Annotated in this window: 24 protein-coding genes and 1 tRNA gene; 13 read left to right on the top strand and 12 right to left on the bottom strand. The window is 66.8% G+C overall.

Annotated features, from left to right (window positions below):
• Nucleotides 1-15: 15 nt before the first annotated feature.
• Nucleotides 16-705: a DNA alkylation repair protein gene (locus FCN77_RS16000; protein ID WP_137323058.1), complete on the bottom strand. Its 690-nt coding sequence runs from the start codon at nt 703-705 to the stop codon at nt 16-18.
• Between the two features lie 128 nt (nt 706-833).
• On the opposite strand from FCN77_RS16000, the gene map reads away from it, so the two are divergent.
• Nucleotides 834-1,601 (top strand): type I methionyl aminopeptidase, encoded by a 768-nt coding sequence (gene map / locus FCN77_RS15995; protein ID WP_137323057.1) that lies wholly within the window; start codon nt 834-836, stop codon nt 1,599-1,601.
• An 86-nt stretch (nt 1,602-1,687) separates the two neighbouring features.
• Nucleotides 1,688-2,593, top strand: a complete 906-nt coding sequence (locus FCN77_RS15990; RefSeq protein WP_137323056.1) for an aldose 1-epimerase family protein — start codon at nt 1,688-1,690, stop codon at nt 2,591-2,593.
• 6 nt (nt 2,594-2,599) lie between these two features.
• Here FCN77_RS15990 and FCN77_RS15985 read toward each other — a convergent pair whose 3' ends face one another.
• Nucleotides 2,600-4,027 (bottom strand): xylulokinase, encoded by a 1,428-nt coding sequence (locus tag FCN77_RS15985; RefSeq protein WP_137323055.1) that lies wholly within the window; start codon nt 4,025-4,027, stop codon nt 2,600-2,602.
• 85 nt (nt 4,028-4,112) lie between these two features.
• Nucleotides 4,113-5,300 (bottom strand): xylose isomerase, encoded by a 1,188-nt coding sequence (gene xylA / locus FCN77_RS15980; RefSeq protein ID WP_137323054.1) that lies wholly within the window; start codon nt 5,298-5,300, stop codon nt 4,113-4,115.
• 138 nt (nt 5,301-5,438) lie between these two features.
• Here xylA and FCN77_RS15975 point away from each other — a divergent pair, with 138 nt between their 5' ends.
• Nucleotides 5,439-6,677: an ROK family transcriptional regulator gene (locus tag FCN77_RS15975; protein ID WP_175417281.1), complete on the top strand. Its 1,239-nt coding sequence runs from the start codon at nt 5,439-5,441 to the stop codon at nt 6,675-6,677.
• Nucleotides 6,678-6,712: 35 nt separating this feature from the next.
• Here the strand turns inward: FCN77_RS15975 and FCN77_RS27025 are convergent, their stop codons facing one another.
• From FCN77_RS27025 to FCN77_RS15955, 4 genes are all read right to left on the bottom strand, one after another.
• Nucleotides 6,713-7,207 (bottom strand): GNAT family N-acetyltransferase, encoded by a 495-nt coding sequence (locus tag FCN77_RS27025; RefSeq protein ID WP_254678594.1) that lies wholly within the window; start codon nt 7,205-7,207, stop codon nt 6,713-6,715.
• A gap of 129 nt (nt 7,208-7,336) precedes the next feature.
• Nucleotides 7,337-8,536: an IS110 family transposase gene (locus FCN77_RS15965; protein WP_254678593.1), complete on the bottom strand. Its 1,200-nt coding sequence runs from the start codon at nt 8,534-8,536 to the stop codon at nt 7,337-7,339.
• Between the two features lie 370 nt (nt 8,537-8,906).
• Entirely contained in the window at nt 8,907-9,623 is a 717-nt protein-coding gene (locus FCN77_RS15960) for an alpha/beta hydrolase (RefSeq protein WP_137324809.1), read from the bottom strand.
• Between the two features lie 32 nt (nt 9,624-9,655).
• On the bottom strand, nt 9,656-10,753 hold the full coding sequence (locus FCN77_RS15955; protein WP_137323052.1) for a LacI family DNA-binding transcriptional regulator: 1,098 nt from the start codon (nt 10,751-10,753) through the stop codon (nt 9,656-9,658).
• A 159-nt stretch (nt 10,754-10,912) separates the two neighbouring features.
• On the opposite strand from FCN77_RS15955, the gene FCN77_RS15950 reads away from it, so the two are divergent.
• From FCN77_RS15950 to FCN77_RS26015, 5 genes are all read left to right on the top strand, one after another.
• Nucleotides 10,913-12,082 carry a Gfo/Idh/MocA family protein gene (locus FCN77_RS15950; RefSeq protein WP_137323051.1) on the top strand — a complete coding sequence of 390 codons (1,170 nt, stop codon included), beginning with the start codon at nt 10,913-10,915 and terminating at the stop codon, nt 12,080-12,082.
• A complete protein-coding gene (locus tag FCN77_RS15945; protein ID WP_137323050.1) occupies nt 12,082-13,296 on the top strand; it encodes a dihydrodipicolinate synthase family protein in 1,215 nt (404 codons plus the stop codon). Before FCN77_RS15950 ends, FCN77_RS15945 begins: the two co-directional genes overlap by 1 nt.
• Complete coding sequence (locus FCN77_RS15940; protein WP_137323049.1) at nt 13,293-14,150, top strand: sugar phosphate isomerase/epimerase; 858 nt, start codon at nt 13,293-13,295, stop codon at nt 14,148-14,150. The genes FCN77_RS15945 and FCN77_RS15940 overlap by 4 nt, the downstream gene beginning before the upstream one ends.
• A 144-nt stretch (nt 14,151-14,294) precedes the next feature.
• On the top strand, nt 14,295-14,726 hold the full coding sequence (locus FCN77_RS15935) for an SRPBCC domain-containing protein (protein ID WP_137323048.1): 432 nt from the start codon (nt 14,295-14,297) through the stop codon (nt 14,724-14,726).
• A gap of 81 nt (nt 14,727-14,807) precedes the next feature.
• Nucleotides 14,808-14,984, top strand: coding sequence for a hypothetical protein (locus FCN77_RS26015; protein WP_175417280.1), 177 nt, complete (start codon nt 14,808-14,810; stop codon nt 14,982-14,984).
• 42 nt (nt 14,985-15,026) lie between these two features.
• On the opposite strand, the gene FCN77_RS15930 is transcribed toward FCN77_RS26015, so the two are convergent.
• Together FCN77_RS15930 and FCN77_RS15925 are read right to left on the bottom strand one after the other, a co-directional pair.
• Complete coding sequence (locus tag FCN77_RS15930; RefSeq protein ID WP_137323047.1) at nt 15,027-15,506, bottom strand: lipopolysaccharide assembly LapA domain-containing protein; 480 nt, start codon at nt 15,504-15,506, stop codon at nt 15,027-15,029.
• Between the two features lie 231 nt (nt 15,507-15,737).
• Nucleotides 15,738-15,810, bottom strand: a tRNA-Arg gene (locus FCN77_RS15925).
• A 220-nt stretch (nt 15,811-16,030) separates the two neighbouring features.
• On the opposite strand from FCN77_RS15925, the gene FCN77_RS15920 reads away from it, so the two are divergent.
• From FCN77_RS15920 to ettA, 3 genes are all read left to right on the top strand, one after another.
• Nucleotides 16,031-16,609, top strand: a complete 579-nt coding sequence (locus FCN77_RS15920; protein WP_137323046.1) for a single-stranded DNA-binding protein — start codon at nt 16,031-16,033, stop codon at nt 16,607-16,609.
• A 67-nt stretch (nt 16,610-16,676) separates the two neighbouring features.
• Nucleotides 16,677-17,258, top strand: coding sequence for a hypothetical protein (locus tag FCN77_RS15915; protein WP_254678592.1), 582 nt, complete (start codon nt 16,677-16,679; stop codon nt 17,256-17,258).
• A gap of 38 nt (nt 17,259-17,296) precedes the next feature.
• Nucleotides 17,297-18,979 carry an energy-dependent translational throttle protein EttA gene (gene ettA / locus FCN77_RS15910; RefSeq protein WP_137323045.1) on the top strand — a complete coding sequence of 561 codons (1,683 nt, stop codon included), beginning with the start codon at nt 17,297-17,299 and terminating at the stop codon, nt 18,977-18,979.
• Between the two features lie 98 nt (nt 18,980-19,077).
• Here the strand turns inward: ettA and tesB are convergent, their stop codons facing one another.
• Complete coding sequence (tesB, locus tag FCN77_RS15905) at nt 19,078-20,058, bottom strand: acyl-CoA thioesterase II (RefSeq protein WP_137323044.1); 981 nt, start codon at nt 20,056-20,058, stop codon at nt 19,078-19,080.
• 63 nt (nt 20,059-20,121) lie between these two features.
• On the opposite strand from tesB, the gene FCN77_RS15900 reads away from it, so the two are divergent.
• The gene (locus FCN77_RS15900; protein ID WP_137323043.1) at nt 20,122-20,787 is read left to right on the top strand and encodes a hypothetical protein; all 666 of its coding nucleotides are present in this window, start codon (nt 20,122-20,124) and stop codon (nt 20,785-20,787) included.
• A gap of 2 nt (nt 20,788-20,789) precedes the next feature.
• On the opposite strand, the gene FCN77_RS15895 is transcribed toward FCN77_RS15900, so the two are convergent.
• Together FCN77_RS15895 and FCN77_RS15890 are read right to left on the bottom strand one after the other, a co-directional pair.
• On the bottom strand, nt 20,790-21,251 hold the full coding sequence (locus tag FCN77_RS15895; RefSeq protein WP_137323042.1) for a globin: 462 nt from the start codon (nt 21,249-21,251) through the stop codon (nt 20,790-20,792).
• 2 nt (nt 21,252-21,253) lie between these two features.
• Nucleotides 21,254-21,919 (bottom strand): mechanosensitive ion channel family protein, encoded by a 666-nt coding sequence (locus FCN77_RS15890; RefSeq protein WP_137323041.1) that lies wholly within the window; start codon nt 21,917-21,919, stop codon nt 21,254-21,256.
• Between the two features lie 108 nt (nt 21,920-22,027).
• Here FCN77_RS15890 and FCN77_RS15885 point away from each other — a divergent pair, with 108 nt between their 5' ends.
• Nucleotides 22,028-23,029 carry an epimerase gene (locus tag FCN77_RS15885; protein WP_137323040.1) on the top strand — a complete coding sequence of 334 codons (1,002 nt, stop codon included), beginning with the start codon at nt 22,028-22,030 and terminating at the stop codon, nt 23,027-23,029.
• Nucleotides 23,030-23,031: the final 2 nt, after the last annotated feature.

The following is a 23,031-nucleotide window of genomic DNA, read 5'->3' as shown; positions in this document are numbered from 1 at the left end:
CGCGTTCCCGGCGCCTTAGTCCTCTGCGGGCAGGTTCCTGAGGGCCTCGCGGCGCGACAGCGGGCTGAGGGCGGCCTCGCGCGCCGCCACGAACTGCCTGACCCAGGCCGGATCGGTCTTTCCGTACTCGCGCAAAGCCCAGCCGATGGCCTTGCGGATGAAGAATTCCCGGTCCGCCAAGTTTGCCTCGATGACCTGGCTCAGCAGGGCAACGTCAGTGTCCTTCCTCGCGGAGAGCTGGACGGTGATGGACGCCCGCCGGATCCAGAAATCCTGGTCTGTGCTCCACCGCAGCAGCACTGGTGTAAGGACGTCCCGGTGCGTCTGCAGGAGCCGGCCCAACCGATCTTCCACGCCGTCCACCAGGTCCCACCACGCTCCGGTGCGGATGATTTCCTCGTACACAGGCAACATCGCCAAATCGGTCCTGACCAGCTTCGATGCCGTCAGGTCAATGGCTGCGTATCGCTCTTCCCGGTAAGTGGCTGCCCGGAAGAGCTCCAGCACGGCCGACCTCAGCTCATCGCCCGATGCGAATGGCGCTGCTGCAACCTCGGCTTTGACGATCCTGCGCACCTCGGGCACGCGCACGCCCAGCTGCGGCATGGCCGATTTCAGGTAGGCCTGCGCGCCAGCGGCGCGCACCGGGTCAGCAGAGGCGGTGAGCCTGGCCCGGATGGCCGCAATCAGATCACTGTTTCCCATGCAGCAACCATAGCCACGGGGGTCAGTGCGGACCCGGTATCCGCGTCCTAGGATGGAGGGCAGAACGGCTGTCCGCCGGGGAAAGCACTGGTCCTGCGCGGCTGCGCCAGCAACCCGGAGGTACCAGCATGTCCATGATCAAGAGCCCAGGCGAGATTGCGCAGATGCGCGAGGCCGGCCGGGTGGTGGCCAACACCCTCGCGGCGGTGAAGGACGCAGCGGCGGTGGGGGTTTCCCTCAAGGAACTTGACGAGCTGGCCGCCGAATCGATTTCGGCCGCGGGGGCCACGCCTGCCTTCCTGGACTACCGGCCGAGGTGGGCTTCGGTGCCGTTTCCCGGCGTCATCTGCACCAGCGTCAACGACGCCGTGGTCCACGGCATCCCCAACGGCTACCGCCTCCAGGACGGGGATCTGCTCAGCGTTGACTGCGGCGCCTTTCTGGAAGGCTGGTGCGGGGACGCCGCCATCAGCTTTGTGGTGGGCACGGCGGATCCGGTGGACCTGGAACTGATTGCTGCCACGGATGCGGCGCTGGCGCGTGGAATCGAAATGGCCCGGACCGGCAACAAGATGGGGGACCTGGCCTACGCGATCGGAGGCGCTGCCCGCCGGGCCGGCTACGGCCTCCTGGCGGACCACGGCGGACACGGGATCGGCCGGACGATGCATGCCGAGCCCCCTGTGCCGAACGACGGCCGTCCCGGCCGCGGCATCAAGCTGACGGAGGGCTTGGTGATAGCCATTGAACCCATGCTGATTCTCGGGGGCAAGGACGATTACTACCACGACGACGACGAATGGACGTTGCGGTCCGCCAACGGCCGGCGCGCTGCCCACAGCGAACACACAGTCGCCGTCACGGCGGACGGGCCAGTGATCCTCACACTGCCCTGACGGACCGCAATTCCATTCCCGTAACTGTTGGTCATGGATTAGAATAGTGAGCGCTAACAACCTCGCCCAGCAGTAATGGACACCACATGACCGCCACCGAGCACCAGATCAGTTTCGGACCCTACACCGCCACCGCCACGGCCCGGGGAGGAGCGCTCCGCGAACTTCGCTACGAAGGCCGGGAACTGGTAATCGGCTTCGGCGCCGACGGCGGGATCCCGGACTACCGCGGCGTAATCTGTGCTCCGTGGCCAAACCGGCTGGCCGACGGCCGATACAGCTTCGGCGGCGCGGACTTCCAGGCCGTGGTCAACGAGGACGAGCGCGGGACTGCCCTGCACGGACTGGTGTTCGGGGCCTTGTGGGAACTTCTGGAGCAGACCGCCTCGTCCGTCCGCCTTGGAGCACGCATTGAGCCAGGCGAGGGTTATCCGGGGCGTCTTGACGTTTCCATTGAATACGAGCTCCGGGCCGACGGGCTGCGCAGCACTGTGCGCGCCGAGAACATTGGCCCGGACGCGGCGCCCTACGGCGTCTGCCCCCATCCGTACCTTGTCGCCGGACCCGCCCCGCTGGATGACTGGGCGGTGCAGATTCCTGCCAGCGAATTCATGGAGGTCTCTGCCGAGCGGCTCCTGCCGGAAGGCATGGCCGGCGTCGAGGGCCACGCCTTTGACTTCCGGACGGAGAAGGTCCTCGGCAATGTGGAGATCGACCACGCCTTTACGGGGCTGATTACCAACGAGGACGGCCTCGCGGCCGTTCGCGCCTATGACCCGTCCGGCACGGGCGTCGAGCTGGAGTGGGATTCACAGTGGCCGTGGCTCCAGATCCATACTGCTGACAAGCCCGTAGGGCCGTCGCGGCTTGGCCTCGCCGTGGAACCTATGACGTGCCCGCCTGATGCCTTCAACAGCGGCACCGACGTGATCCGGCTGGCTCCGGGGGAGTCCCACGAGGCCAGCTGGACCATCCGGGCGCTCAGCCGTTAAGGGCGCTCAGCCTTTGAGATAGGTGCCGGCATACCGCCGGTACTGTGCGAGGACGTCCGGCGCCCCGCCGGCGGGCGCCGTGACACCGGTGCTGGTCGTCTCCCACTCCGGCCATGCCCCGGCAAGGACGGCCGCCGCTTGGCGGGCGGCGCCGTCGGCCACGTATTCCCCTGGCTCCGGCACCACCACGGGGAGGCCGAAAACGGAGGCGGCGATCTGCTGCACCGCAGCGGACTGCGCCCCTCCTCCCACCAGGATGATCCGGCCGGCAACGACGCCCTGCGCCTGCAGGGCGGCCAGGCCGTCCGCGAGGGAGCAGACCACCCCTTCGATGGCGGCCCGGGCGAGGTTGGTGCGCGTGTAGCTGGCCAGGGTGGCCCCGTGGAGGGAACCCGTGGCGTGCGGCAGGTTGGGGGAGCGTTCACCTTCGAAGTACGGCACGAGCGTGAGCCCGCCGGACCCGGCCGGGGCATCAAGGGCCAGTTCAGTGAGCCCGGCCAGTGTGACACCGAGCAGGGCGGCGGTGGAATCGAAGATCCGGGTGGCGTTCAGCGTGCAGGCCAGCGGGAGGAAGTTGCCGGTGGCGTCTGCGAATCCGGCGACGAGCCCCGTGGCATCGGCGGCCGGAGTCTCGGAGACCGCAAAGACCGTCCCGGATGTCCCCAGCGACACCACGACGTCGCCGGGCCGGGCATCCACGCCGAGGGCCGCCGCCGCGTTGTCACCGGCGCCGGGGCCGATGAGCGCGCCGGCGGGCGTTTTGCCCGCGGCCTCGAGTGAACCGGCGACGGCGGGAAGTACCGGCACGTGGCCCAGAACCTTCTCGAGGATCTCGGGGAGGTAGGTCCCGGACGCCGTGGAGAAGTAGCCTGTGCCGGACGCGTCGGACCGGTCCGTCCGGAGCAGCTGCAACGATGACGGCCCGGTCCCAGGGCCGTGGCCGGCCAGGCGCCAGCTCAGCCAGTCGTGCGGGAGGCAGACGGCCGCGACGCGGCGGGCATTGTCCGGTTCCTCCCGTGCCAGCCAGCGAAGTTTGGTGATGGTCAGGGAGGCTACCGGGACCGTGCCGGTCGCGCCCGCCCAGAAGGCGGCGCCGGCCCGGGCGTCGCCGTCGCCCGCATCTGCGATGAGCTGTTCCGCGTCGCCGGCGGAGCGGGTGTCGTTCCACAGCAGGGCCGGGCGGACCACGGTGCCGGAGGAGTCCAGGCACACCATGCCGTGCTGTTGGCCGCCGACGGAAACGGCAGCGACGTCGTCGAGCCCGCCGGCCTGGGCGATGGCATCCTGCAAAGCCGCCCACCAGTGGTCCGGGTGAATTTCGGTGCCGTCGGGGTGGACCGCACGCCCCTGGCGGACCAGCGCGCCGGTGCCGGCGTCACGGATCACTACTTTGCATGACTGCGTGGAACTGTCGATTCCTGCTACCAACGGCATGGCGGTTTCTTTCTGCAAGATTGCCGCCGGACCCGGCAATCCGGATCCGGCGGCCATGGGTATTTGTTGGTTGGGAAGAGCGGGCCTAGCGGGCGCCGAGCAGGTGTTCGATGGCGAGCTGGTTGAGCCGGACGAAAGCGAACGAGCGCTGGGCGGCCCCATCGGCGTCGAACTCCGCGAAGGCGGACGCGTCAGCCAGCAGCTCCGCGGTGGTCTCCCCGGCGGCGAGCGTGGGCTCGCCGAGTTCGAACACGCCGGAGGTCTTCAGGGCGTCCTGCACGTCAGGGTCGGCGCGGAACGCGAGGGCGCGTTCCTTCAGGAGCAGGTACATGGACATGTTGGACTTCGCGGATTCCCACACGCCGTCGTAGCCGTCGGTGCGCGAGGGCTTGTAGTCGAAGTGCCGAGGGCCGTCGTACTTGGGGCCGCCGTTGGGGAACCCGTTTTCGAGCAGGTCAACTGTGAAGAAAGCGCTGGTGAGGTCGCCGTGGCCGAAGACCAGGTCCTGGTCGTACTTGATGCCGCGCTGGCCGTTGAGGTCGATGTGGAAGAGCTTACCGGCCCACAGTGCCTGGGCGATGCCGTGGGTGAAGTTCAGTCCGGCCATTTGTTCGTGTCCGGTCTCCGGGTTGAGGCCGACGATGTCGCCGTGTTCGAGCTGGGCGATGAAGGCGAGGCCGTGTCCCACGGTGGGCAGGAAGATGTCGCCGCGGGGCTCGTTGGGCTTGGGCTCCAGGGCGATCCGCAGGCCGTAGCCCTTGTCCTTGATGTACGCCGCGGCCGTGTCCACACCCTCCTTCATACGGTCGAGGGCGGCCGAGAGGTCCTTGGAGCCGTCGTATTCGCTGCCTTCGCGTCCGCCCCACATGACGAAGGTTTCGGCGCCCAGTTCGGCTGCGAGGTCGATGTTCTGCAGGACCTTGCTGAGTGCGAAGCGGCGGACGGTGCGGTCGTTGGAGGTGAAGCCGCCGTCCTTGAAGACCGGGTGGCTGAACAGGTTGGTGGTTACCATGGGGGTCTTCAGGCCGGTCTCGGCCAGGGCTGCCCTGAAGTTCTTCAGGATCAGCTCGCGTTCGGAGGCCGTGGCGTCGAACGGGATCAGGTCGTTGTCGTGGAAGGTGATGCCGTAGGCGCCGAGTTCGCCGAGCTTGTGGACGGCCTCCACGGGGTCCAGGGCGGGGCGGGTGGCGACGCCGAACGGGTCGGCGCCGGTCCAGCCGACGGTCCAAAGGCCAAAGGTGAACTTGTCTGCGGGGGTGGGCTGAAGAGTCATGAAGCGTCCTTGGTTCAGAGGTAGGGGTTTCAGAGGTGGGTGTTCAGAGTGCTGACCACAGTGGCTGGCCACGATTTAGTTTTCAATCTGAACTATATGCATCATGATTGACTTAGGTCAATGATTAAGGCGGCTGAAATGTCTTTGGGAAGAAATGCCGACAGCGTGACGGGACGTCCTGCGCCCGGCCGCGTAGAGGATGTGCGTCGCGGAAACCTCGTGCGCGTACTCGCCGCCATGGTTCAGGCGCGCACGGATCCGAACTTCCGTCCCACGCGTGCCGACCTGGCGTCCCGGACCGGCCTGACCAAGGCGTCGGTATCAAGCCTCGTGGCGGAACTCGTGGACGCCGGCTTGGTAGCAGAATCCGGCGCCACAAGGGAGGGTGAACGGGGCCGACCCGGAGTGGGCCTGGAGTTGAATACCCGCCGCGGTGTGGTGGGCATGGAAATCAATGTGGACTACATTTCGGCCGGGCTCCTGGACCTTGGCGGGACGCTGCGCATCCACCGGACACTGGAAAGCGGCAACCGCGGCCAAACGCCCGAATCAGTCATGGCCCTGCTGGCCGGGATCGTCGGCGACGTCGCCGCGGAAGCATCCGCGGCGGGAATCTTGATACTTGGTGGCGGCCTTGCCGTTCCCGGGCTCGTGGACTCCTCGTCCGGGACTGTTGCCAGTGCCCCCAACCTGCACTGGCGCGGGGTGGAACTGCAGCTTGACCGGCTGCTTCCGGCCGCGCCGTTTGGAACCGTCCTGCACAACGAAGCCAACTGTGCAGCCCTGGCCGAGCTCTGGTATGGGCACGGACTGGACTTCCGCGACTACCTGTTTGTCTCCGGTGAGGTGGGCGTCGGTGGCGGTCTGGTGATCGGCTCCGAACTGTTCGCCGGCCCGCAGGGGCAGGCCGGCGAGGTGGGGCACATGGTGGTGGAACCATCCGGGCCGGCCTGCTCGTGTGGTGGCCACGGCTGCCTGGAGACGTTCGCCGGGCAGGAGGCCATCTTTTCCGAAGCCGGCATCCCACCGGGCACCGCATCCGTGCGGCTCGCGCGGCTCGGCGAGCTACTCGCCTCCGGAGATGCGGCCGCCATCTCAGCCGTTGCCCGGGCGGGACGCTACCTGGGCATTGCGGCCGCCTCGACGGCACGCCTGATGAACCTGTCCGCCGTGGTGCTCGGCGGCCACTTCACGCCGATGGGGCCCTGGCTCAGGCCCGCCCTGCAGCGCAGCCTCGCGGAATATGCGCCCGGCATTGTTGGCGATGCCCGTGTGGAAATCTCGGAACTCGGGCAGTCAGCTGCCCTCCTGGGTGCCGCCGGAAGCTCCCTCCGCGCTGTCCTCGCTGCGCCGTTCAGTCTGACGCCGGCCAGCTAGGATTCCGGCCCGGCCGGCGTCAGGACGGTTAGTGTTCAGGAATGGGCGGCGAGCCGGACCACCGCCCTGCCCGGCACGGCGTCGCTGACCACGCTGAAGCCCGCGCCCAGGAACAGCTTGAGGGTTCCCTGGTAGAGGTCAGCCGGACCGGCCTTTGGCCGCAGTGCCGGGTCCACGGGGTAGGCCTCCACGACGGCTGCGCCGTGACCAAAGGCGTGGCCGACGGCCGCGCGGAGCAGCGCGGCGGCCACGCCGCTGCGGCGGTGGCCAGGGGCGACAACGAAGCAGCCCACAGGTTCGCCGTCCCTGAAGGCGAGGATCCCGGGTGCGGGAGCGCCGCCGTCGAACTTTTCCATCAGCTGGGCCTTGCGGTTCCGCGGAGTGGATCCATTCCACTCCGCTCCGGTGAGGGCGAAGAACCTGCACCAGCACCGCGAGGGCTCGCCGCGCACACCAAACAGGCGTTCGACATCGGGCCAACCGGCCGGCGCTGTAGTCACCGGCGCAGTGGTCACGGGTGCTGCGGTCACGGCTGGGGGGTGTCCCTATGTTTTTTGTCAAGCGTTGGGCCCCGGTTTTCTTTGCAAGTGGTGTGACCTGTTTGTGGGCAGAGATGCATGGCCAGCGGTGTGTCGCCGCCAGCTGACAGGCCAGGCCGTTCAGGCGCTTTGAGTCCCGGGTGCTTCGTATAGGGTGCCGTCGCGGAGCATTGCGAAGAGGACGTCGCAGCGGCGCCGTGCGAGGGCGATGAGGGCCTGGTTGTGGCGCTTGCCTTCGGCACGTTTGCGGTCGTAGTAGGCCCTTGAGAGTGGGTCTTTGAGCGCGGCGAAAGCGGAGAGGAAGAATGCCCGTTTGAGGCTTTTGTTGCCTTTTTTGGAAGGATGGTCGCCGCGGATCGAGGTGCCCGACCGCCACGTCACCGGGGCCAGTCCGGCGTACGAGGCAAGATGGCCGGCGGTCTTGAATTCCTTGCCCGCAACTTCGGTGATGATTCGCGCTTCCGTCCTGACCCCGACCGCCGGAATGGAGGTCAGGACGGTGTGAAGAGGGTGGGCCTCCACAAGCGCTTCGACCTGGGTGAGGATCTCGTCCCGGGACGTTCGCAACTGCTTGAGCATCGCTGCCAGCTGCGGCAGGACGATGCCTGCGGCGTTGGTGCCGGCGACCACGACGGTCTGCTCTCCCAAGGCGGTGAATACCTCGGCAGCCCAGGCCTTCCCGGCCCGCGGAGCGTGGCGGGACAGGAGCGTGGCGACCCTGTTCTGCCCGGCCTTGCGCAGAGTGGAGGGCGTGGGGTACTTGACCAGCAGCTCGGCCATGGCCGGGTGGTCCAAATGCATGCCAATGACCCGTTCCAGAGCCGGATGGACCTGCGCGAGCAACCCGCGGATCCGGTTTGAGGTGGCCGTGGCCTGCTTGGCCAGGTCATCATCAAAACCACACAACATCGACAGCTCCGCGGCCTGCTCGTCGGCGACGACGATGGAGCGAAGCGTGTGCGGCAGGGACCGGGCAGCCTCGGCAATTATCGCCGCGTCCCGGGCGTCCGTTTTGGCCTCGCCGGGGTGCAAGTCAGCGATGCGCCGCATGGCCAGACCGGGCAGGTAGCCGACCATAATGCCCTCTGCCTGTGCCACGGCGACCGGCAGGGCACCAATGGTGGAGGGCTGGTCAACGACCAACAGCACGCGTCCCTTGCCCGCTACGGCCTTGATGATGGAGCGTAATTTGGCCTCGTCCTGGGGCAGTGCCCGGTCGAGGATCTTCTTGCCCTGGCGATCGATGGCGACCGCGTGGTGATTGCTCTTGCCGACGTCAACACCGATGAAGATGTCGACGAGTTTATGGTCATTGATCAACGCAGACCTCCCAGAATTTGTGTCCGTCAAATCTGTGTTGGCATGTCCCGCGGCGGCAAGGCCCGGCATCCACGTTACGGCTGACCTACGCGGTGCTTCCTTGCGCTGGTCCGGTCCCCATTAGCGATCCCCTGGCGCCTATCGAATCCCGGTGACAACACCCCCCGGATCATTGATGACTGGGGGAATTAATCATGCCGGGACCGACAGGCCAACAACCCCAATTCTTACTCGATAAGGGCTACTAAGAAGGTAACGGGGGGCTCACCGGCGCGCGTCTGCCAGGTCGCTGGAGGGTCATGGAAACAGGCTAGTCCGGTCACCCGCGCTGCTGAACGCCATCCCGCTGCATTGGCCTCGGCCGCCGGCCTTACCCGGAGGTCCAGCCGTGCCCGGCCAGCCAGGTGGCGCACAGCTCTGTCCACCGCTCCACGCCGGCGACGCCGGCGGCCAGGCCCAGCCCGTGCCGGCCATGCGGAAAGACGTGGAGCTCGGCAGGAATGCGGGCGGCGCGCAGCGCCAGCGCATACCGGAGGCTGTGTCCTGCATCCACCGCGCTGTCGTCGGAAGTGTGCCAGATGAAGGCCGGGGGAGTCTGGCCCGTGACGGTCCGCTCGGCAGAGAGCCCTGCCAGGAGTTCGGGCGACTGCGTGGCGCCCAACAGGTTGTTGATGCTGCCCTGGTGCACGGCCGATTCGAAGGACACCACGGGGTAGCACAGGATGGACAGGTCCGGCCGGGAACCGTTCACGTCAAGTGCGTCGTCGCCGGTGGGGACGCCGGCTGCCAGCGTGGCTGCCAGGTGCCCTCCAGCGGAGAAGCCCAGCACGCCCACGCGGGAACCGTCCACGGTGAGTCCGTGGCGGCCGCTCCGGATCCAGGCGAGGGCGGCCTTCGCGTCCCACAAAGGCGCCGGGTGTCGGTGCGGCGCAACCCGGTACCGCAGCACAAAGGCGTGGATGCCCAGCGACGCAAGCCACTCCGCCACCGGCTCGGCCTCGTGGTCGGCATGGCGTTCGTAGCCCCCGCCGGGAAGGACCAGTACCGCGGCTGACGGTGCGGCAGGGCCGCTGCGGGCCGGGACCATGCTGAGGCCCTCCGGCGGCGCAGGGTGGGAGCCTAGGGAGTCCACTCGGTGCTCCGCCGGAGCGTCACCTGTCCGGTGACTGCAGGACCGGTGTCATGGTCGAAGTCACCTTCGCCCGGACCTGCCGGGCCCACCGTGCTCAAAGTGGCCAACCTGCCAATTTCCTCCAGCGGAAGGCGGACCGTTGACAGGCCCGGCCGGAAGTCCCGCAGGGTCTCGATGTCGTCGAATCCGGCGATCAGGGCATCGCGCGGAATCCTGAACCCCTGGGAGCGCAGCGCTGCGGCGGCGCCGATGGCCATGACGTCGTTCGCGGCAAAGATGCACAGGTTCGGCTTGTCGCCCTCTCGGGCCTCACCGGATTCCCGTGCGTCCTGGATCCGCTGAGCCAGTTCGAGTCCCGCTTCGTAGCCGCCGGCGCGGTTGAAGGACGCACGGAGGACTTCGGCTGCGGGGCGTCCGGCGGCGGCAAGGCCGGACTGGAAGCCGCGGATCCGGTCGTCGGACGTGATCAGCCCTTCAGGGCCGCCGACGATGACGAAGTCACCCGAATGGCTGGCCACAAGCCTTCCGGCGAGTTCCGCAGCAAGTTGCTCGTTCGGCACTTCCACCAGGTGGTAGCCGTCCAGTGCGCCGGCCCCGACAATTGCCTGCCCCACGACCCCCACGTGGCCGCCGTTGCGGCAGTAGCGGTCCAGTTCGGCGGCAAGTTCGGCATTGCCCTGCTGGTCCTCCGGCCGGCTGGAGCGGGAACCTGCAATGACTATGGCGTCGGCCCGCCTGGCCGCAAACGCCGCAACAGCTTCCTTTTCATCGGCGGGGGTTCCTCCCGTGGTGGCCAGCAGCACCACCTTGTGCTGCTCACGTGCCACGTCCTGGACGCCGCGGGCGATGGCGGAGAAGTACGGATCCGCGATGTCGTGCACGATCAGGCCAACGAGCCCGGAGCTGGATTTCGCCAGGGCCTGGGCCTGGGCATTCGGGATATAGCCCAGGGTCTCGGCTGCCTGCCGCACGCGCTCGGACACTCCCGGCCCGGGTTTGCGGGCAGAACCGTTGAGTACTCGGGATGCGGTGGCGGGGGAAACTCCCGCCAGGCGTGCCACCTCGGTGAGGGTACTAGCAGCCACCAATGTCTCCTGTTCAGCCAACATGCGCGTAGTGCACATTATGGCAGTACAGCCCACTTTCGGGAAAGCGCTTGCCATGGGGCGGCGAAAGATGCATCATAAATGCAGTGGGAACGCGCTTTCCCGACAACGCCTGAACTTACGAACTGTGGAGGACACATGGGCTTCGAAACAAAGACGATCCGTATCGCCATGAACGGCATCACCGGCCGGATGGGCTACCGCCAGCATCTGCTGCGCTCCATCCTCCCTATCCGCGACGCGGGCGGGTTCACCCTCGAGGACGGCACGCGGGTGCAGGTCGAACCGATCCTGGTGGGCCGCAACGAGGCCAAGATCCGCGAGCTCGCGGAGCTCCACAAAGTCTCCGAGTGGTCCACCGACCTGGACGCGGTCATTAACGACCCCACGGTGGACATCGTCTTTGACGCCTCCATGACCAGCCTCCGCGCCGCCACCCTGAAGAAGGCCATGCGCGCCGGCAAGCACATCTTCACCGAGAAGCCCACCGCGGAAACCCTCGAAGAGGCCATCGAGCTTGCCCGCATCGGCAGGGAAGCCGGCGTCACGGCGGGCGTTGTCCACGACAAGCTGTACCTGCCCGGCCTGGTCAAGCTGCGCCGCCTTGTGGACGAAGGCTTCTTCGGCCGGATCCTGTCCATCCGCGGCGAATTCGGCTACTGGGTCTTCGAAGGCGACGTCCAGGCTGCGCAGCGTCCGTCCTGGAACTACCGCAAGGAAGACGGCGGCGGCATGACCACGGACATGTTCTGCCACTGGAACTATGTCCTGGAAGGCATCATCGGCAAGGTCAAGAGCGTCAACGCCAAGACCGCCACGCACATCCCGGCCCGCTGGGACGAGGTCGGCAAGGAATACAAGGCCACGGCCGATGACGCCTCCTACGGCATTTTCGAGCTGGAAACCCCGGGTGGCGACCCGGTGGTCGGCCAGATCAATTCTTCGTGGGCCGTCCGGGTCTACCGCGACGAGCTGGTCGAGTTCCAGATCGACGGCACGCACGGTTCCGCTGTTGCCGGTTTGAACAAGTGTGTTGCCCAGCAGCGCGCCCACACCCCCAAGCCGGTCTGGAACCCGGACCTGCCCGTCACCGAATCCTTCCGCAGCCAGTGGCAGGAAGTCCCCGCCAACGCCGAACTGGACAACGGCTTCAAGCTGCAGTGGGAAGAATTCCTGCGCGACGTCGTCGCCCGCCGCGAACACCGCTTCGGACTGCTTTCCGCTGCCCGCGGCGTGCAGCTCGCCGAGCTCGGCCTGCAGTCCAACGACCAGCGCCGCACCATCGACATCCCGGAGATCTCGCTCTAATGACATCGCTGATCCTTCCCACCCACGACGGCGGAACCCGCGAATACCGGCTCCAGTCCGCCCCCGCCTGGTCCAGGCCCACCGCTCCCATCACCTCGCGGCACGCGTACGCCGCAGCCCATGTCGTCCCGGAGGTCACCGCGGACAACACTCCGGGTGCCCCCGCGCGGCTCGACTGGGACGCCACGATGGCCTACCGGCACGAGCTTTGGTCCTACGGCCTGGGCGTTGCTGACGCCATGGACACCGCGCAGCGCGGCATGGGCCTGGACTGGGCAGCCACCCGGCAGCTGATCAAGCGCACCGGCGTCGAAGCGGCTTCAGTGGTCTCCGTCGGCGGTGCCGCCACCGCCGGCAAGTCCGTCCGGGACCTCGTCTCGTGCGGCGCCGGAACCGACCAGCTGGACCTCGCGTCCCTGCCGTCCGGCGCTGCCGGGATCCAGGCCGTCATTGTCGCCTACCGCGAGCAGATCGCCGTCGTGTCCGAAGCCGGACCTAAGGTGATCCTGATGGCTTCCCGGGCGCTGGCCAAGGTGGCCAGCGGAGCAGACGATTACCTGCACGTGTACTCGACGCTCCTGCAGGAAGTTGACCAGCCCGTCATCCTGCACTGGCTCGGCACCATGTTCGATCCCGCGCTGGCCGGCTACTGGGGTTCGGACGACGTCGCCCAGGCCACCGGGACGTTCCTCTCCCTCATCCGCGAGCACGCGGACAAAGTGGACGGGGTCAAGGTCTCGCTCCTGGACGCCTCGCATGAAGTCGCACTCCGCGCCAACCTCCCCAAGGGCGTCCGGCTTTACACCGGCGACGACTTCAACTACCCGGAACTGATCGACGGCGACGGCACGCACCATTCGGACGCCCTGCTGGGCATCTTCGCCGCCATCTACCCGGCAGCCTCGGCGGCGTTGCAGAGCTACGACGCCGGCGACGCTGTGAGGGGCCGCGCCATCCTGGACTCCACCCGGGAACTGGGCAAGCACATCTTCAGTGCCCCCACGTTCTATTACAAGACCGGCATCGCGTTCATGTCCTGGCTCAACGGCAAGCAGCCGGGCTTCCAGATGGTGGGCGGACTGCACTCGGGCCGTTCGGTGGTGCACCTGGCGAAGACCTTCGAACTGGCAGACCAGGCCGGGCTGCTGAAGGACCCGGCACTGGCCGCGTTCCGGATGTCGGACTACCTGCGCATCAACGGAGTGGGAGTATGACATTGGATTCAGGACCGTCCCCTTTTTCACGACTTTCCCTCAACAGTGCCACCACCAAGAAGTGGACCTTGGCCGAGGCCGTTGACGGCTGCGCCCGTGCCGGCATCCCCGCGATCGGCCCCTGGCGGGACCGGGTGCACGAAGCCGGGATCGACAAGGCAGCCAAGCTCATCAGGGACGCCGGCCTGCGGGTGTCCTCGCTGTGTCGCGGCGGCTTCCTGACCGCTGCCGACGCCGACGGCCAGGCGGCCGCCCTTGCCGACAACCGCGCCGCCATCCGCGAGGCGGTGGCACTCGACACGCGGGAACTGTTCGTGGTGGTCGGCGGCCTCGCCTCTGGGGAGAAGGACGTGGTGGCCGCCCGCCGGCGCGTTACTGACCGCCTCGCGGACCTGGTCCCGTTCGCCGTCGAAAACGGGGTGCGCCTGGTCCTGGAACCGCTGCACCCGATGTACGCCGCCGACCGCGCCCTCATCTCCACCCTTGGCCAGGCCCTGGACCTGGCCGCCCCGTACGACGCGAAGGCCGTCGGCGTCGCCGTCGACACCTTCCACGTGTGGTGGGACCCGGAGCTGAAGGCGCAGATTGACCGGGCCGGCCGGGAGAACCGCATCGCCTCCTACCAGGTCTGCGACTTCAACCTGCCCATCGCCGCCGACGCCCTGCTGTCCCGGGGCATGATGGGCGACGGCGTCATCGACTTCGCGACCATCGGCAGCTGGGTCCGGGACGCCGGCTACACCGGCGACATCGAAGTGGAAATTTTCAATCAGGAAATCTGGGACGCCGACGGCGACAGCGTCCTGGCGGCCATGAAGGAACGCTACGCAGGGCTCGTCCTGCCATACGCCTGACAGTCTCCTTTGCTCCGCGGGCTACCCGGCGGGGCGTTTCCTGACCCGGACCGCGGGCGCCGGCTGACGGCCCACGTCGCTCCGACGGCACGCCCTTAACACGGCCGGACATCCCGGCTATCCTCAGGCGAAGGAGGCACGCAGATGAATGCTCAGATCAAGGACGCCGAAGCGTCAGTCCTCGTGGAAGCCCCACGCAGCCGGGTATGGAAGGCGCTGACCGACCCCAGCATCGTCAGGCAATATTTCCTCGGAACGAATGTGACCACCACCTGGCGGGAAGGTGACCCCGTGACATTCGCGGGGGAGTGGCAAGGCAGAAGCTATGAGGACAAGGGGATCGTCCTGGAAAACCGGCGCGAAGAACTGCTGCGCATCACCCACTACAGTCCGCTGACGGGGCTTCCGGATGCGCCGGAGAACTACCACACCGTCGAGTACCGGCTGATTGAACAGCCGAACGGCACCGAAATCACCATCACGCAGGGAAACAACAAGAGCGATTCCGAGGCCGAGGAGTCTGCCAAGCTGTGGGAAATGGTGCTGGGGAACCTGAAGGAACTGTTGGAGCGCTGACGGCAACGTTCCGTTTTGCTGCTCCTGCCACCGGACCTGCCGCCCCTCGACAAGCCCGCGGCGCGGGTTTAGCTTGGGCACATGACTGAGATTCCAGACGAAAACGGGACCGCGCGGGGCGACGACGGCACCACACAGCCAGCGGAGGAGTCCGGGCGGGAGACTGTTGCCGGCGATCTGGCCACGACGAAAGAGCCCGGTATCGCCCGGATGGATGACACCCCCGAAGGCCACCCGGGCGGCGCCGACCGCGGGTGATGCGGCCGGTCTCCTCCGCTGGCCGTGGTTCTTGGTGTGTCCCTAGCGGACGCGTTGCGCCAGGACCCTCCTCCGATGGGCCGCTGCGCGTAGCTGAATAATTCTTGCCGCCCCCGCGACGGCCACCAGTATGCCGCCGCCCACTGCAGCGATGAACAGTGCGATGCCCAGTGAGACAGCCCCTTCAAGCCCGAAGAATCTGACCTGAACATAGTCCTGGTTCTGCAGGATGAAGGCGATGAGCAGAACCATCACCGCCAATGCGGTGGCGACGGCGGCCCAGACCATGCCGGCGCGTGTCACGTGCCGTTCCTCCGGTGCAGGCGTCGCAGGGGTGGCGCCGGGCGGGCTCGGACGATCCTGATTCGCGGGGGCATCCGTGCCCGGGCGGGCACGTCCGGACAATGCTCCGGAGCCTGCCTGTCCGGTTGGCGTCGGGACCCCCTCCGTCGCGGCGGGGTGATCCGGCGTTGATGCAGGGTCTGTTTCGTTCGGATCGTAGTCGTGCGATGGCTGAGTCATTCGGTCCGTCCTCGTCGAGGTGATCCGCCGCGCGGCGGATGTGGCGCCGACGCCACTTCAAATGAGTCGGCGCCACACTGAAATCATAAGCATGCTTAGTGTAAAAGCCATGGAGAAGTGTGCTGTTCCATTCCGGTGCGTCAGTTAACACTTTCCTCCGGAGGAAGCCGCGTGAAAAGACAGAAGCGGCTCCCTCTGCATTGGCCGCAGGCGGGAGCCGCTTCGCTTTTGTGCCCCAGGAGGGAATCGAACCCCCGACCGGCGGATTAGAAGGCCGCTGCTCTATCCCCTGAGCTACTGGGGCACGTGGGCCGGTCCGGACAATACCGGCGGCGCCTAGAAGAGTTTACCGTGCCACGCGCCTGCGGCCAGTCAGCCCGTCGGCGGCGTTTTGACTCGTCCCCAACATCCGGGCAAAGCGCGGAGTTTTGCACATAGGGAAGGCTGCCTCTCGCTCCGGCGCCTCCACGGCGTGAAGCTGAAGATGCCCGCTAGGGCACCATCATTCGAGACAGGACACCAAGATGACTGACAGCATCACTGTCCGGGGCTTCGTCGCCTCGGAGATCAGGAGTTCCACCACGCCCGGCGGAGTCGCAACTGCATCGTTTCGGCTCGGCTCCACAGACCGGCGGTATGACCGCGCCTCGAGCACCTGGGTCGATGGCAATACCAACTGGTTCACCGTCCAGGGCTACCGACAGCTGGCCGGCAACATCGGATGCAGCATCAAGAAGGGCCAGCGCGTCATTATCGTGGGCCGGCTCAAGATGCGGAGCTGGGAGAAGGACGGCCGGATCTACCACGTCGCCGAGATCGACGCCGAGTCGGTGGGCCATGACCTCATGTGGGGCTCCGCCAATTTCATCCGCACGGCCGGGAACTCCGCCCAGCCGGGGACGGGGCAGGATCAGCAAAGCCCTCCGACCGGCGCCGGGGAGGGTCACGTGCGGGCCACGGAAGATCCTGAAGACGCCGGGGACCGCGGGGAGGACGACGACGATTCGGACCCTGCCGCCGAAGGAATCTTCATTGACGATGAAAGCGGTGACGTCCTGCAGCTCGACTCGGAGACCGGCGAACTTACCGGAGCCGCCGCCTGAACCTGTCCCGCTGCTGCCCAAGAGTGCGGCACCGTTCCCCCGCGGTGCCGCATGGCAGAATGGCAGAGTGATCCGAGCCCAGACACCCCAGCAACAGTCCGGAACCCGGCAGCCCGGAACCCGGCAGCCCGGAACCGGGGGCTCCGGCAACCGGCCCGGCGTACGCGGCGTGTGCGCCCGGCTCCTCGCAGCATCTGTGCTCCTAGCCGGCCTCTCCGGATGCACCGGAACGGGTTCCGGATCTTCGGCCCCGTCGTCGCAGCCTGCGGCCGCCGGGCCTGAATCGAAGGCTCCAGCGCCATCATCATCAGCCACGGCCGGTTCCACACCTTCGGCTGCCGGTGAACTGCAGCTCGATGCCGCGACCGTCCGGCTGAAGGAAACTGTGGGCAATGCGCTTCAGGGCGTCGCCAAGGCCAATCCCAAGCCAGGGCAGGACCAGCTGACGGCAGCACTGACCGGTGCCGGGATACCTGCCGGTTCATTGCAGGTATCGGCCAGCCGCACGCCGACCGGCCTGGAAGTGGACGCTATTGAGGCGGCTGCGCTGCAGGGCAAGGACTGTGTGATCGGCCAGATCCGCGACGGAAGTGTTGTGGTGACCGTACTTCCTGTTCTTGCGACGGGAAAGTGCTTTGCCGGCGGCTGAATGTGAGTTAACCCCGCCGACCCACTAGATTTGGAACCATGGCGGAATTTATCTACACAATGACCAAGGCCCGCAAGGCCGTTGGCGAAAAACTAATTCTCGACGACGTAAGCATGTCCTTCTTCCCGGGGGCCAAGATTGGTGTTGTTGGCCCCAACGGTGCCGGTAAATCCACCATCCTCAAGATCATGGCTGGCCTGGACACTCCCTCCAACGGTGAGGCACGGCTCAGCCCCGGCTACACGGTGGGCATCCTGCTGCAGGAGCCGCCGCTGAACGAGGAGAAAACGGTCCTGGGCAACGTCCAGGAAGGCGTTGGCGAGATCTACGGGAAGATCCAGCGTTTCAATGAGATCTCCGAGGAAATGGCCAGCCCGGACGCGGACTACGACACCCTTCTGGAGGAGATGGGCCAGCTTCAGGAAGCCATCGACGCTGCCGACGCGTGGGACCTCGACTCCCAGCTCGAGCAGGCCATGGATGCACTCCGCTGCCCGCCGGCCGATGCCGACGTCACGCTCCTCTCCGGTGGTGAGCGCCGCCGCGTGGCGCTCTGCAAGCTCCTGCTGCAGAAGCCGGACCTCCTCCTGCTTGACGAGCCCACTAACCACCTCGACGCCGAAAGCGTCCTCTGGCTGGAACAGCACCTCTCCAGCTACGCCGGCGCCGTCCTGGCCGTCACCCACGACCGGTACTTCCTGGATCACGTGGCCGAATGGATCGCCGAAGTAGACCGCGGCCACCTCTACCCGTACGAAGGCAACTACTCCACGTACCTGGAGAAGAAGCGCGCCCGCCTTGAAGTCCAGGGCAAAAAGGACGCCAAGCAAGCGAAGCGCCTCACCGAAGAACTCGAGTGGGTCCGCTCCAACGCCAAGGGCCGCCAGACCAAGTCCAAGGCCCGCCTTGCCCGCTACGAGGAAATGGCCGCAGAAGCGGACCGGACCCGGAAGCTCGACTTCGAAGAGATCCAGATTCCGCCGGGCCCCCGCCTCGGTGGCCTGGTGCTCGAAGCCAAGAACCTGCAGAAGGGCTTCGAGGACCGGACGCTCATCGACGGACTGTCCTTCACGCTGCCGCGCAACGGCATCGTGGGCGTCATCGGCCCCAACGGCGTCGGCAAGACCACGCTGTTCAAGACCATCGTCGGGCTGGAACCGCTCGACGGCGGCAACTTGAAGATCGGCGACTCGGTCAAGATCTCCTACGCAGACCAGAGCCGCGGCGGGATCGATCCCAACAAGACCCTCTGGGAGGTCGTCTCCGACGGCCTGGACTTCATCCAGGTGGGCCACGTTGAGATGCCGTCCCGCGCCTACGTCGCCGCCTTCGGCTTCAAGGGCCCGGACCAGCAGAAGAAAGCCGGCGTCCTCTCCGGCGGTGAGCGCAACCGCCTGAACCTGGCGCTGACCCTCAAGCAGGGCGGCAACCTGCTGCTGCTTGACGAGCCCACCAACGACCTCGACGTCGAGACCCTCAGCAGCCTTGAGAACGCGCTGCTGGAATTCCCCGGCTGCGCCGTGGTCGTCTCGCACGACCGCTGGTTCCTGGACCGGGTGGCCACCCACATCCTGGCCTACGAAGGCGACGAGGAAAACCCGTCCAAGTGGTACTGGTTTGAAGGAAACTTCGAGTCCTACGAGGAGAACAAGGTGGAGCGCCTCGGCCCCGATGCGGCTAAGCCGCACCGGGTCACGCACCGCCGCCTGACCCGCGACTAGTCCCACAGCAAAGGCCGGTTCCCCGAGGGGAACCGGCCTTTTGCATGCCCGGCGGCTGCCGTTGGCAAGCAGCCGCGACCGTCCGGGCCGGAACGCGGCTAGTCCCGTTCGGCCTTGCGCATCTGGTGCTGGAGGACCTTGGTCTGTAACGCGCCAACCACCTTGTTCTTCAGGTCGGTCGGCACCCGCACCATGCCTTCCTGGGCCACCGACGCAACGTGCTGGCCGTCCCGGCTGAAGATCTTGCCGGTGGCCAGTCCGCGGGCGCCCTGGGCGCTGGGCGATTCCTGGACATACAGCAGCCACTCATCAACGCGCACCGGCCGGTGCCACCACATGGCGTGGTCGAGGCTTGCCACGCTCATGCCGGGCGTAATCCAGCTGAGGCCGTGTTTGCGCAGGATGGATTCCAGCAGCGTGTAGTCGCTGGCGTAGGCGAGGGCTGCGCGGTGCGTGTTGGGGTCGTCCGGCATGGGGCCGAAGGTCTTCATCCAGACCGCGTTGCGGGCTTCCCGCTCGCCCTTTGCCGAAACGTACAGCGCCGGGTCCACATGACGGATGTCGAAGGGCCGCTCGTACGACCAGTGCCTGGCCACCGGGTGGTCGAACTTGCCCAGCAGGTCTGCCGTGCTGGGCAGGGACTCGGGGTCCGGTATGCCGTCAGGCATGGGGGACTGGTGGTCGATTCCCTCATCCTCCTCCTGGAAGGAAGCGATCATGGACAGTATTGGCGCTCCATCCTGGTAGGCGTGGACGCGACGGGCGGAAAATGAGCGGCCATCTCGCAGCCGCTGTACACCGAACGTAATGGGCTTGTTCGCGTCGCCCGGGCGAAGGAAATACCCGTGCATTGAATGAACGCTGCGGGCGGCATCAACGGTCCGGTTTGCGGCGATCAGGGACTGAGCCAGGACCTGGCCGCCAAAGACGCGCTCCCGCGGTTGCCTCTGGGACGGTCCCATGAAAATGTCCTCATCGGTCCGGGCACCCTCAAGCTCGCCGAGATCCAGTAGTTCAATGAGCGAGGAGGTGGGGTCCTCCGTGGGCAAGGCCTGCAATCGGGCTTCCGCTTCAGTCATGGTTTGACTCTAGACGTCACCCCGGCGCTCCTCAACCGCGGCTCAGCCGGTAGAGTCCTTAGTGTGTCTGATGTCCTAACCCAGTCTTTCCGGTTTGCCGATCCGCGTGATCTGGCCGATCTCCGAACCTACGCCACACGTGCCAAGGCAATTGACGACGGCGCCATCCGACTTCAGGCCTCGGGCTCCGTGCTTGCCGCCTATGTGTGTGTGCTCAGGCCAAGGCTGCTCGGCGAGTCCACGCCCACCATCCTTGGCCTGCGGACCATGGCACTCGCAGAGCCCGCCGCTGCCGACGTGACCGTTCCGCTCTCCGCGGTCCTGGACCGGCTCGCCCGGGCGGGGGAGAACGACGTCGAACTTCCGATTCCGCCCATGACCGTCACCGAGTCGTGGGCCGGCGTAGGTGCTCCCAGGTCCGGTTGGGAACTTGTGGGCGCCCTTCCCGACGCCGGGCTGAGGGCCGCGGCGGAGGCCGGCATTGCCGAAGTGGCCGCCATTGTTCCGGACAGGCCGGGCGCCCTGATCGTCAACAACGCCAGGGCCACAGTATGGGGGCGTGAACTCGGGGGTGCAGGCGGCCTCCCGGCCGGGGCGGCGTTTGCCGCCCTGACCCTGGGTTTCCTCGGCGGGGATGAACAGAAGCTCTACCGGGCCGGACGCTGGTTCCGGCTCAGCAACAGCCGCGGCCACGTCCTGGTCCGCACAGGCGCCGGCCTCGGCCAGTAGGGCTATCCCTCCCGGGTGGAAGGGCTGTTCACCATGGACAGCGCGGCGCGTTCCATGTAGTCCCACAGCGTGCCCTCATAGAGCGGCGGCAACTCCAGCGCGTCGACCGCCGTCCGCATGTGGTGGAGCCAGCGGCCCTTGGCCTCGGGTGTAACCCGGAACGGCATGTGCCGCATGCGCAGCCGGGGATGGCCGCGCTCCTCGCCGTAGGTGGTGGGGCCGCCCCAATACTGTTCGAGGAACATCAGGAACCGCCGTTTTGCCGGCCCCAGGTCTTCTTCCGGATACATCGGACGCAGCAGCGGGTCCGTGGCCACACCGTCATAGAAGACGTCGATGAGCTTCACGAACGTCTCATGCCCGCCCACGGCGTCGTAGAAGTTGTCGGTGTAGCCGGGCTGGGTGAACGGATCGTTCTGCATCAGCATCTTGGGCTGGCCCGGTTCGGGTGTTGGTGTGCTCATTCTTACTCTCCGGCCTTTTGCTGTGGTGCTGAATCGGGGTCGGGCACATCCGCGGAGGCGTCCACCGGGCCCACATAGTTGCCCTGGGAACGGTTGCCCACCCGCAGGATCTCGCCGTTGCGCAGGTACCAGATGGCGCCGTCCTCGGACCGGACGCGTGTAATGCGAAGCCCAATGGACTCCACCATCCCCACGACTTCACTGGTTTCGATGACGTCGCCGATTCCGTACTGGTCCTCGATGGTGATGAAGATGCCAGCCAGGAAGTCGCGGATGAGCTGCTGGGCGCCGAAACCGATGGCCACACCCAGGATTCCCACGCTGGTGAGCAGCGGTGCGATATCCACATCCAGGTTCTTGAGGACGTACATGATGGTGATGACGACGATCAGGACACCCGCCACGCTGTTCAGCAGCGAGCCGATGGTCTTCGCCCGCTGCACCCGCCGCTCATGGTCCAGGGCACGAAGGGCCGGGGCTACCCAGCGGAAATGCGGCTTCTTGAAGAACGTGGTTCCCGCGGCAACGCTCTTGGTGATTCCGGCGATCACGAACGTGGCGATGAGCCACACCACCACGCCAACCCCGATGCTGATCACGATTCCGGCAGCGTTGATTGCGGACACGTCCGGGGCAACGGGCGGGGTGATCGACAACATGCTGTACATCGGCAGGGATGCTCCTTACTGCTTGCCGGCTTCCGCCGGAGATGCCCGGCGTTCGCCGGGCGCATAACACTCTGTTCACCTTCAACACTAGCGCCGTAGCGTGGCCACATGCGCATCCTGATCCTCGGCGGTACGGCCTTCCTCTCTGCCGAAATTGCCCGGCAGGCCGTTGCTGCCGGGCACGACGTGACGTGCCTCGCCCGGGGGTCGGCGGCTGCTCCGCCCGCCGGAGCCGCGTGGCTGCAGGCCGACCGCGCCCAGGGGAAACAGGCTTACGCCGAAGCTGCCGGGGAATGGGACGCCGTCATTGACGTGACACGCGACCCGGAGCAGGCAAGGCACGCGCTGGAGGTCCTGGCACCCACGGCAGCGCACTGGACCGTGGTGTCGAGTTGTTCCGTGTATGCCGGCCACGGGATCCCGGGCGCGGGTGAGGATGCCCCGTTGCTCCCGCCATTGGCTCCGGGCACAGCTCTGGCAGCGGAGAATTACGGCGAGGCGAAGTCGGCCATCGAACAGCACGCCATAACCCTCGCCGGCCCGAAGGCACACTTGTGCCGGGCCGGCCTGATCGGCGGCCCGGGTGACGGTTCGGACCGCTACGGCTACTGGCCGGCGCGCTTTTCCCGCGACGATTCCCAGGCGCTTGTGCCCGACGTTGGTGGCAGCGCCACCCAGGTCATCGACGTCCGCGACCTTGCGGCCTGGATCCTGAAAGCCGCCGGGCAGCGGGTCACCGGTGCCCTGAACGCCGTCGGAAGCGTCGTCCCGTTCGGCACCTACGTCGGTGAAGCGGCCCGCCTGGCCGGTTATGCCGGCCGGACTCTTGCGGTCCCGGAGGACTGGCTCGTGGCACAGGGTGTCGCCTACTGGGCAGGCTCGGACTCGCTGCCTCTGTGGCTCCCGCCGGACCATGAAGGATTCGCGGCACGCTCCAACGCGGCTGCCCTCGCCGCGGGCCTCACCCTGAGGCCGTGGCAGGAGACACTGCGGGACACCCTCGACGACGAGCGGAGCCGCGGCCTGGGCAGGGACCGGAAAGCGGGGCTCGGCGCCGCGACCGAGCGACGGCTGGTTGACGCGTTTCGGGCCGCGGCGTCCCAGGAATAGAG

Source organism: Arthrobacter sp. 24S4-2 (genome assembly GCF_005280255.1).
In the GTDB taxonomy this organism is placed as follows: domain Bacteria; phylum Actinomycetota; class Actinomycetes; order Actinomycetales; family Micrococcaceae; genus Arthrobacter.
The sequence above is the reverse complement of the archived record's forward strand: the minus strand, read 5'-3'. Positions and strand labels throughout refer to the sequence as shown.

Coding starts and splice junctions, on each gene's coding strand:
- FCN77_RS16000 (WP_137323058.1), bottom strand. CDS start 705: ATGGGAAACAGTGATCTGATTGCGGCCATCCGGGCCAGGCTCACCGCC.
- map (WP_137323057.1), top strand. CDS start 834: ATGTCCATGATCAAGAGCCCAGGCGAGATTGCGCAGATGCGCGAGGCC.
- FCN77_RS15990 (WP_137323056.1), top strand. CDS start 1,688: ATGACCGCCACCGAGCACCAGATCAGTTTCGGACCCTACACCGCCACC.
- FCN77_RS15985 (WP_137323055.1), bottom strand. CDS start 4,027: ATGCCGTTGGTAGCAGGAATCGACAGTTCCACGCAGTCATGCAAAGTA.
- xylA (WP_137323054.1), bottom strand. CDS start 5,300: ATGACTCTTCAGCCCACCCCCGCAGACAAGTTCACCTTTGGCCTTTGG.
- FCN77_RS15975 (WP_175417281.1), top strand. CDS start 5,439: ATGTCTTTGGGAAGAAATGCCGACAGCGTGACGGGACGTCCTGCGCCC.
- FCN77_RS15960 (WP_137324809.1), bottom strand. CDS start 9,623: ATGGTCCCGGCCCGCAGCGGCCCTGCCGCACCGTCAGCCGCGGTACTG.
- FCN77_RS15950 (WP_137323051.1), top strand. CDS start 10,913: ATGGGCTTCGAAACAAAGACGATCCGTATCGCCATGAACGGCATCACC.
- FCN77_RS15945 (WP_137323050.1), top strand. CDS start 12,082: ATGACATCGCTGATCCTTCCCACCCACGACGGCGGAACCCGCGAATAC.
- FCN77_RS15940 (WP_137323049.1), top strand. CDS start 13,293: ATGACATTGGATTCAGGACCGTCCCCTTTTTCACGACTTTCCCTCAAC.
- FCN77_RS15935 (WP_137323048.1), top strand. CDS start 14,295: ATGAATGCTCAGATCAAGGACGCCGAAGCGTCAGTCCTCGTGGAAGCC.
- FCN77_RS26015 (WP_175417280.1), top strand. CDS start 14,808: ATGACTGAGATTCCAGACGAAAACGGGACCGCGCGGGGCGACGACGGC.
- FCN77_RS15930 (WP_137323047.1), bottom strand. CDS start 15,506: ATGACTCAGCCATCGCACGACTACGATCCGAACGAAACAGACCCTGCA.
- FCN77_RS15920 (WP_137323046.1), top strand. CDS start 16,031: ATGACTGACAGCATCACTGTCCGGGGCTTCGTCGCCTCGGAGATCAGG.
- ettA (WP_137323045.1), top strand. CDS start 17,297: ATGGCGGAATTTATCTACACAATGACCAAGGCCCGCAAGGCCGTTGGC.
- tesB (WP_137323044.1), bottom strand. CDS start 20,058: ATGACTGAAGCGGAAGCCCGATTGCAGGCCTTGCCCACGGAGGACCCC.
- FCN77_RS15895 (WP_137323042.1), bottom strand. CDS start 21,251: ATGAGCACACCAACACCCGAACCGGGCCAGCCCAAGATGCTGATGCAG.
- FCN77_RS15890 (WP_137323041.1), bottom strand. CDS start 21,919: ATGTACAGCATGTTGTCGATCACCCCGCCCGTTGCCCCGGACGTGTCC.
- FCN77_RS15885 (WP_137323040.1), top strand. CDS start 22,028: ATGCGCATCCTGATCCTCGGCGGTACGGCCTTCCTCTCTGCCGAAATT.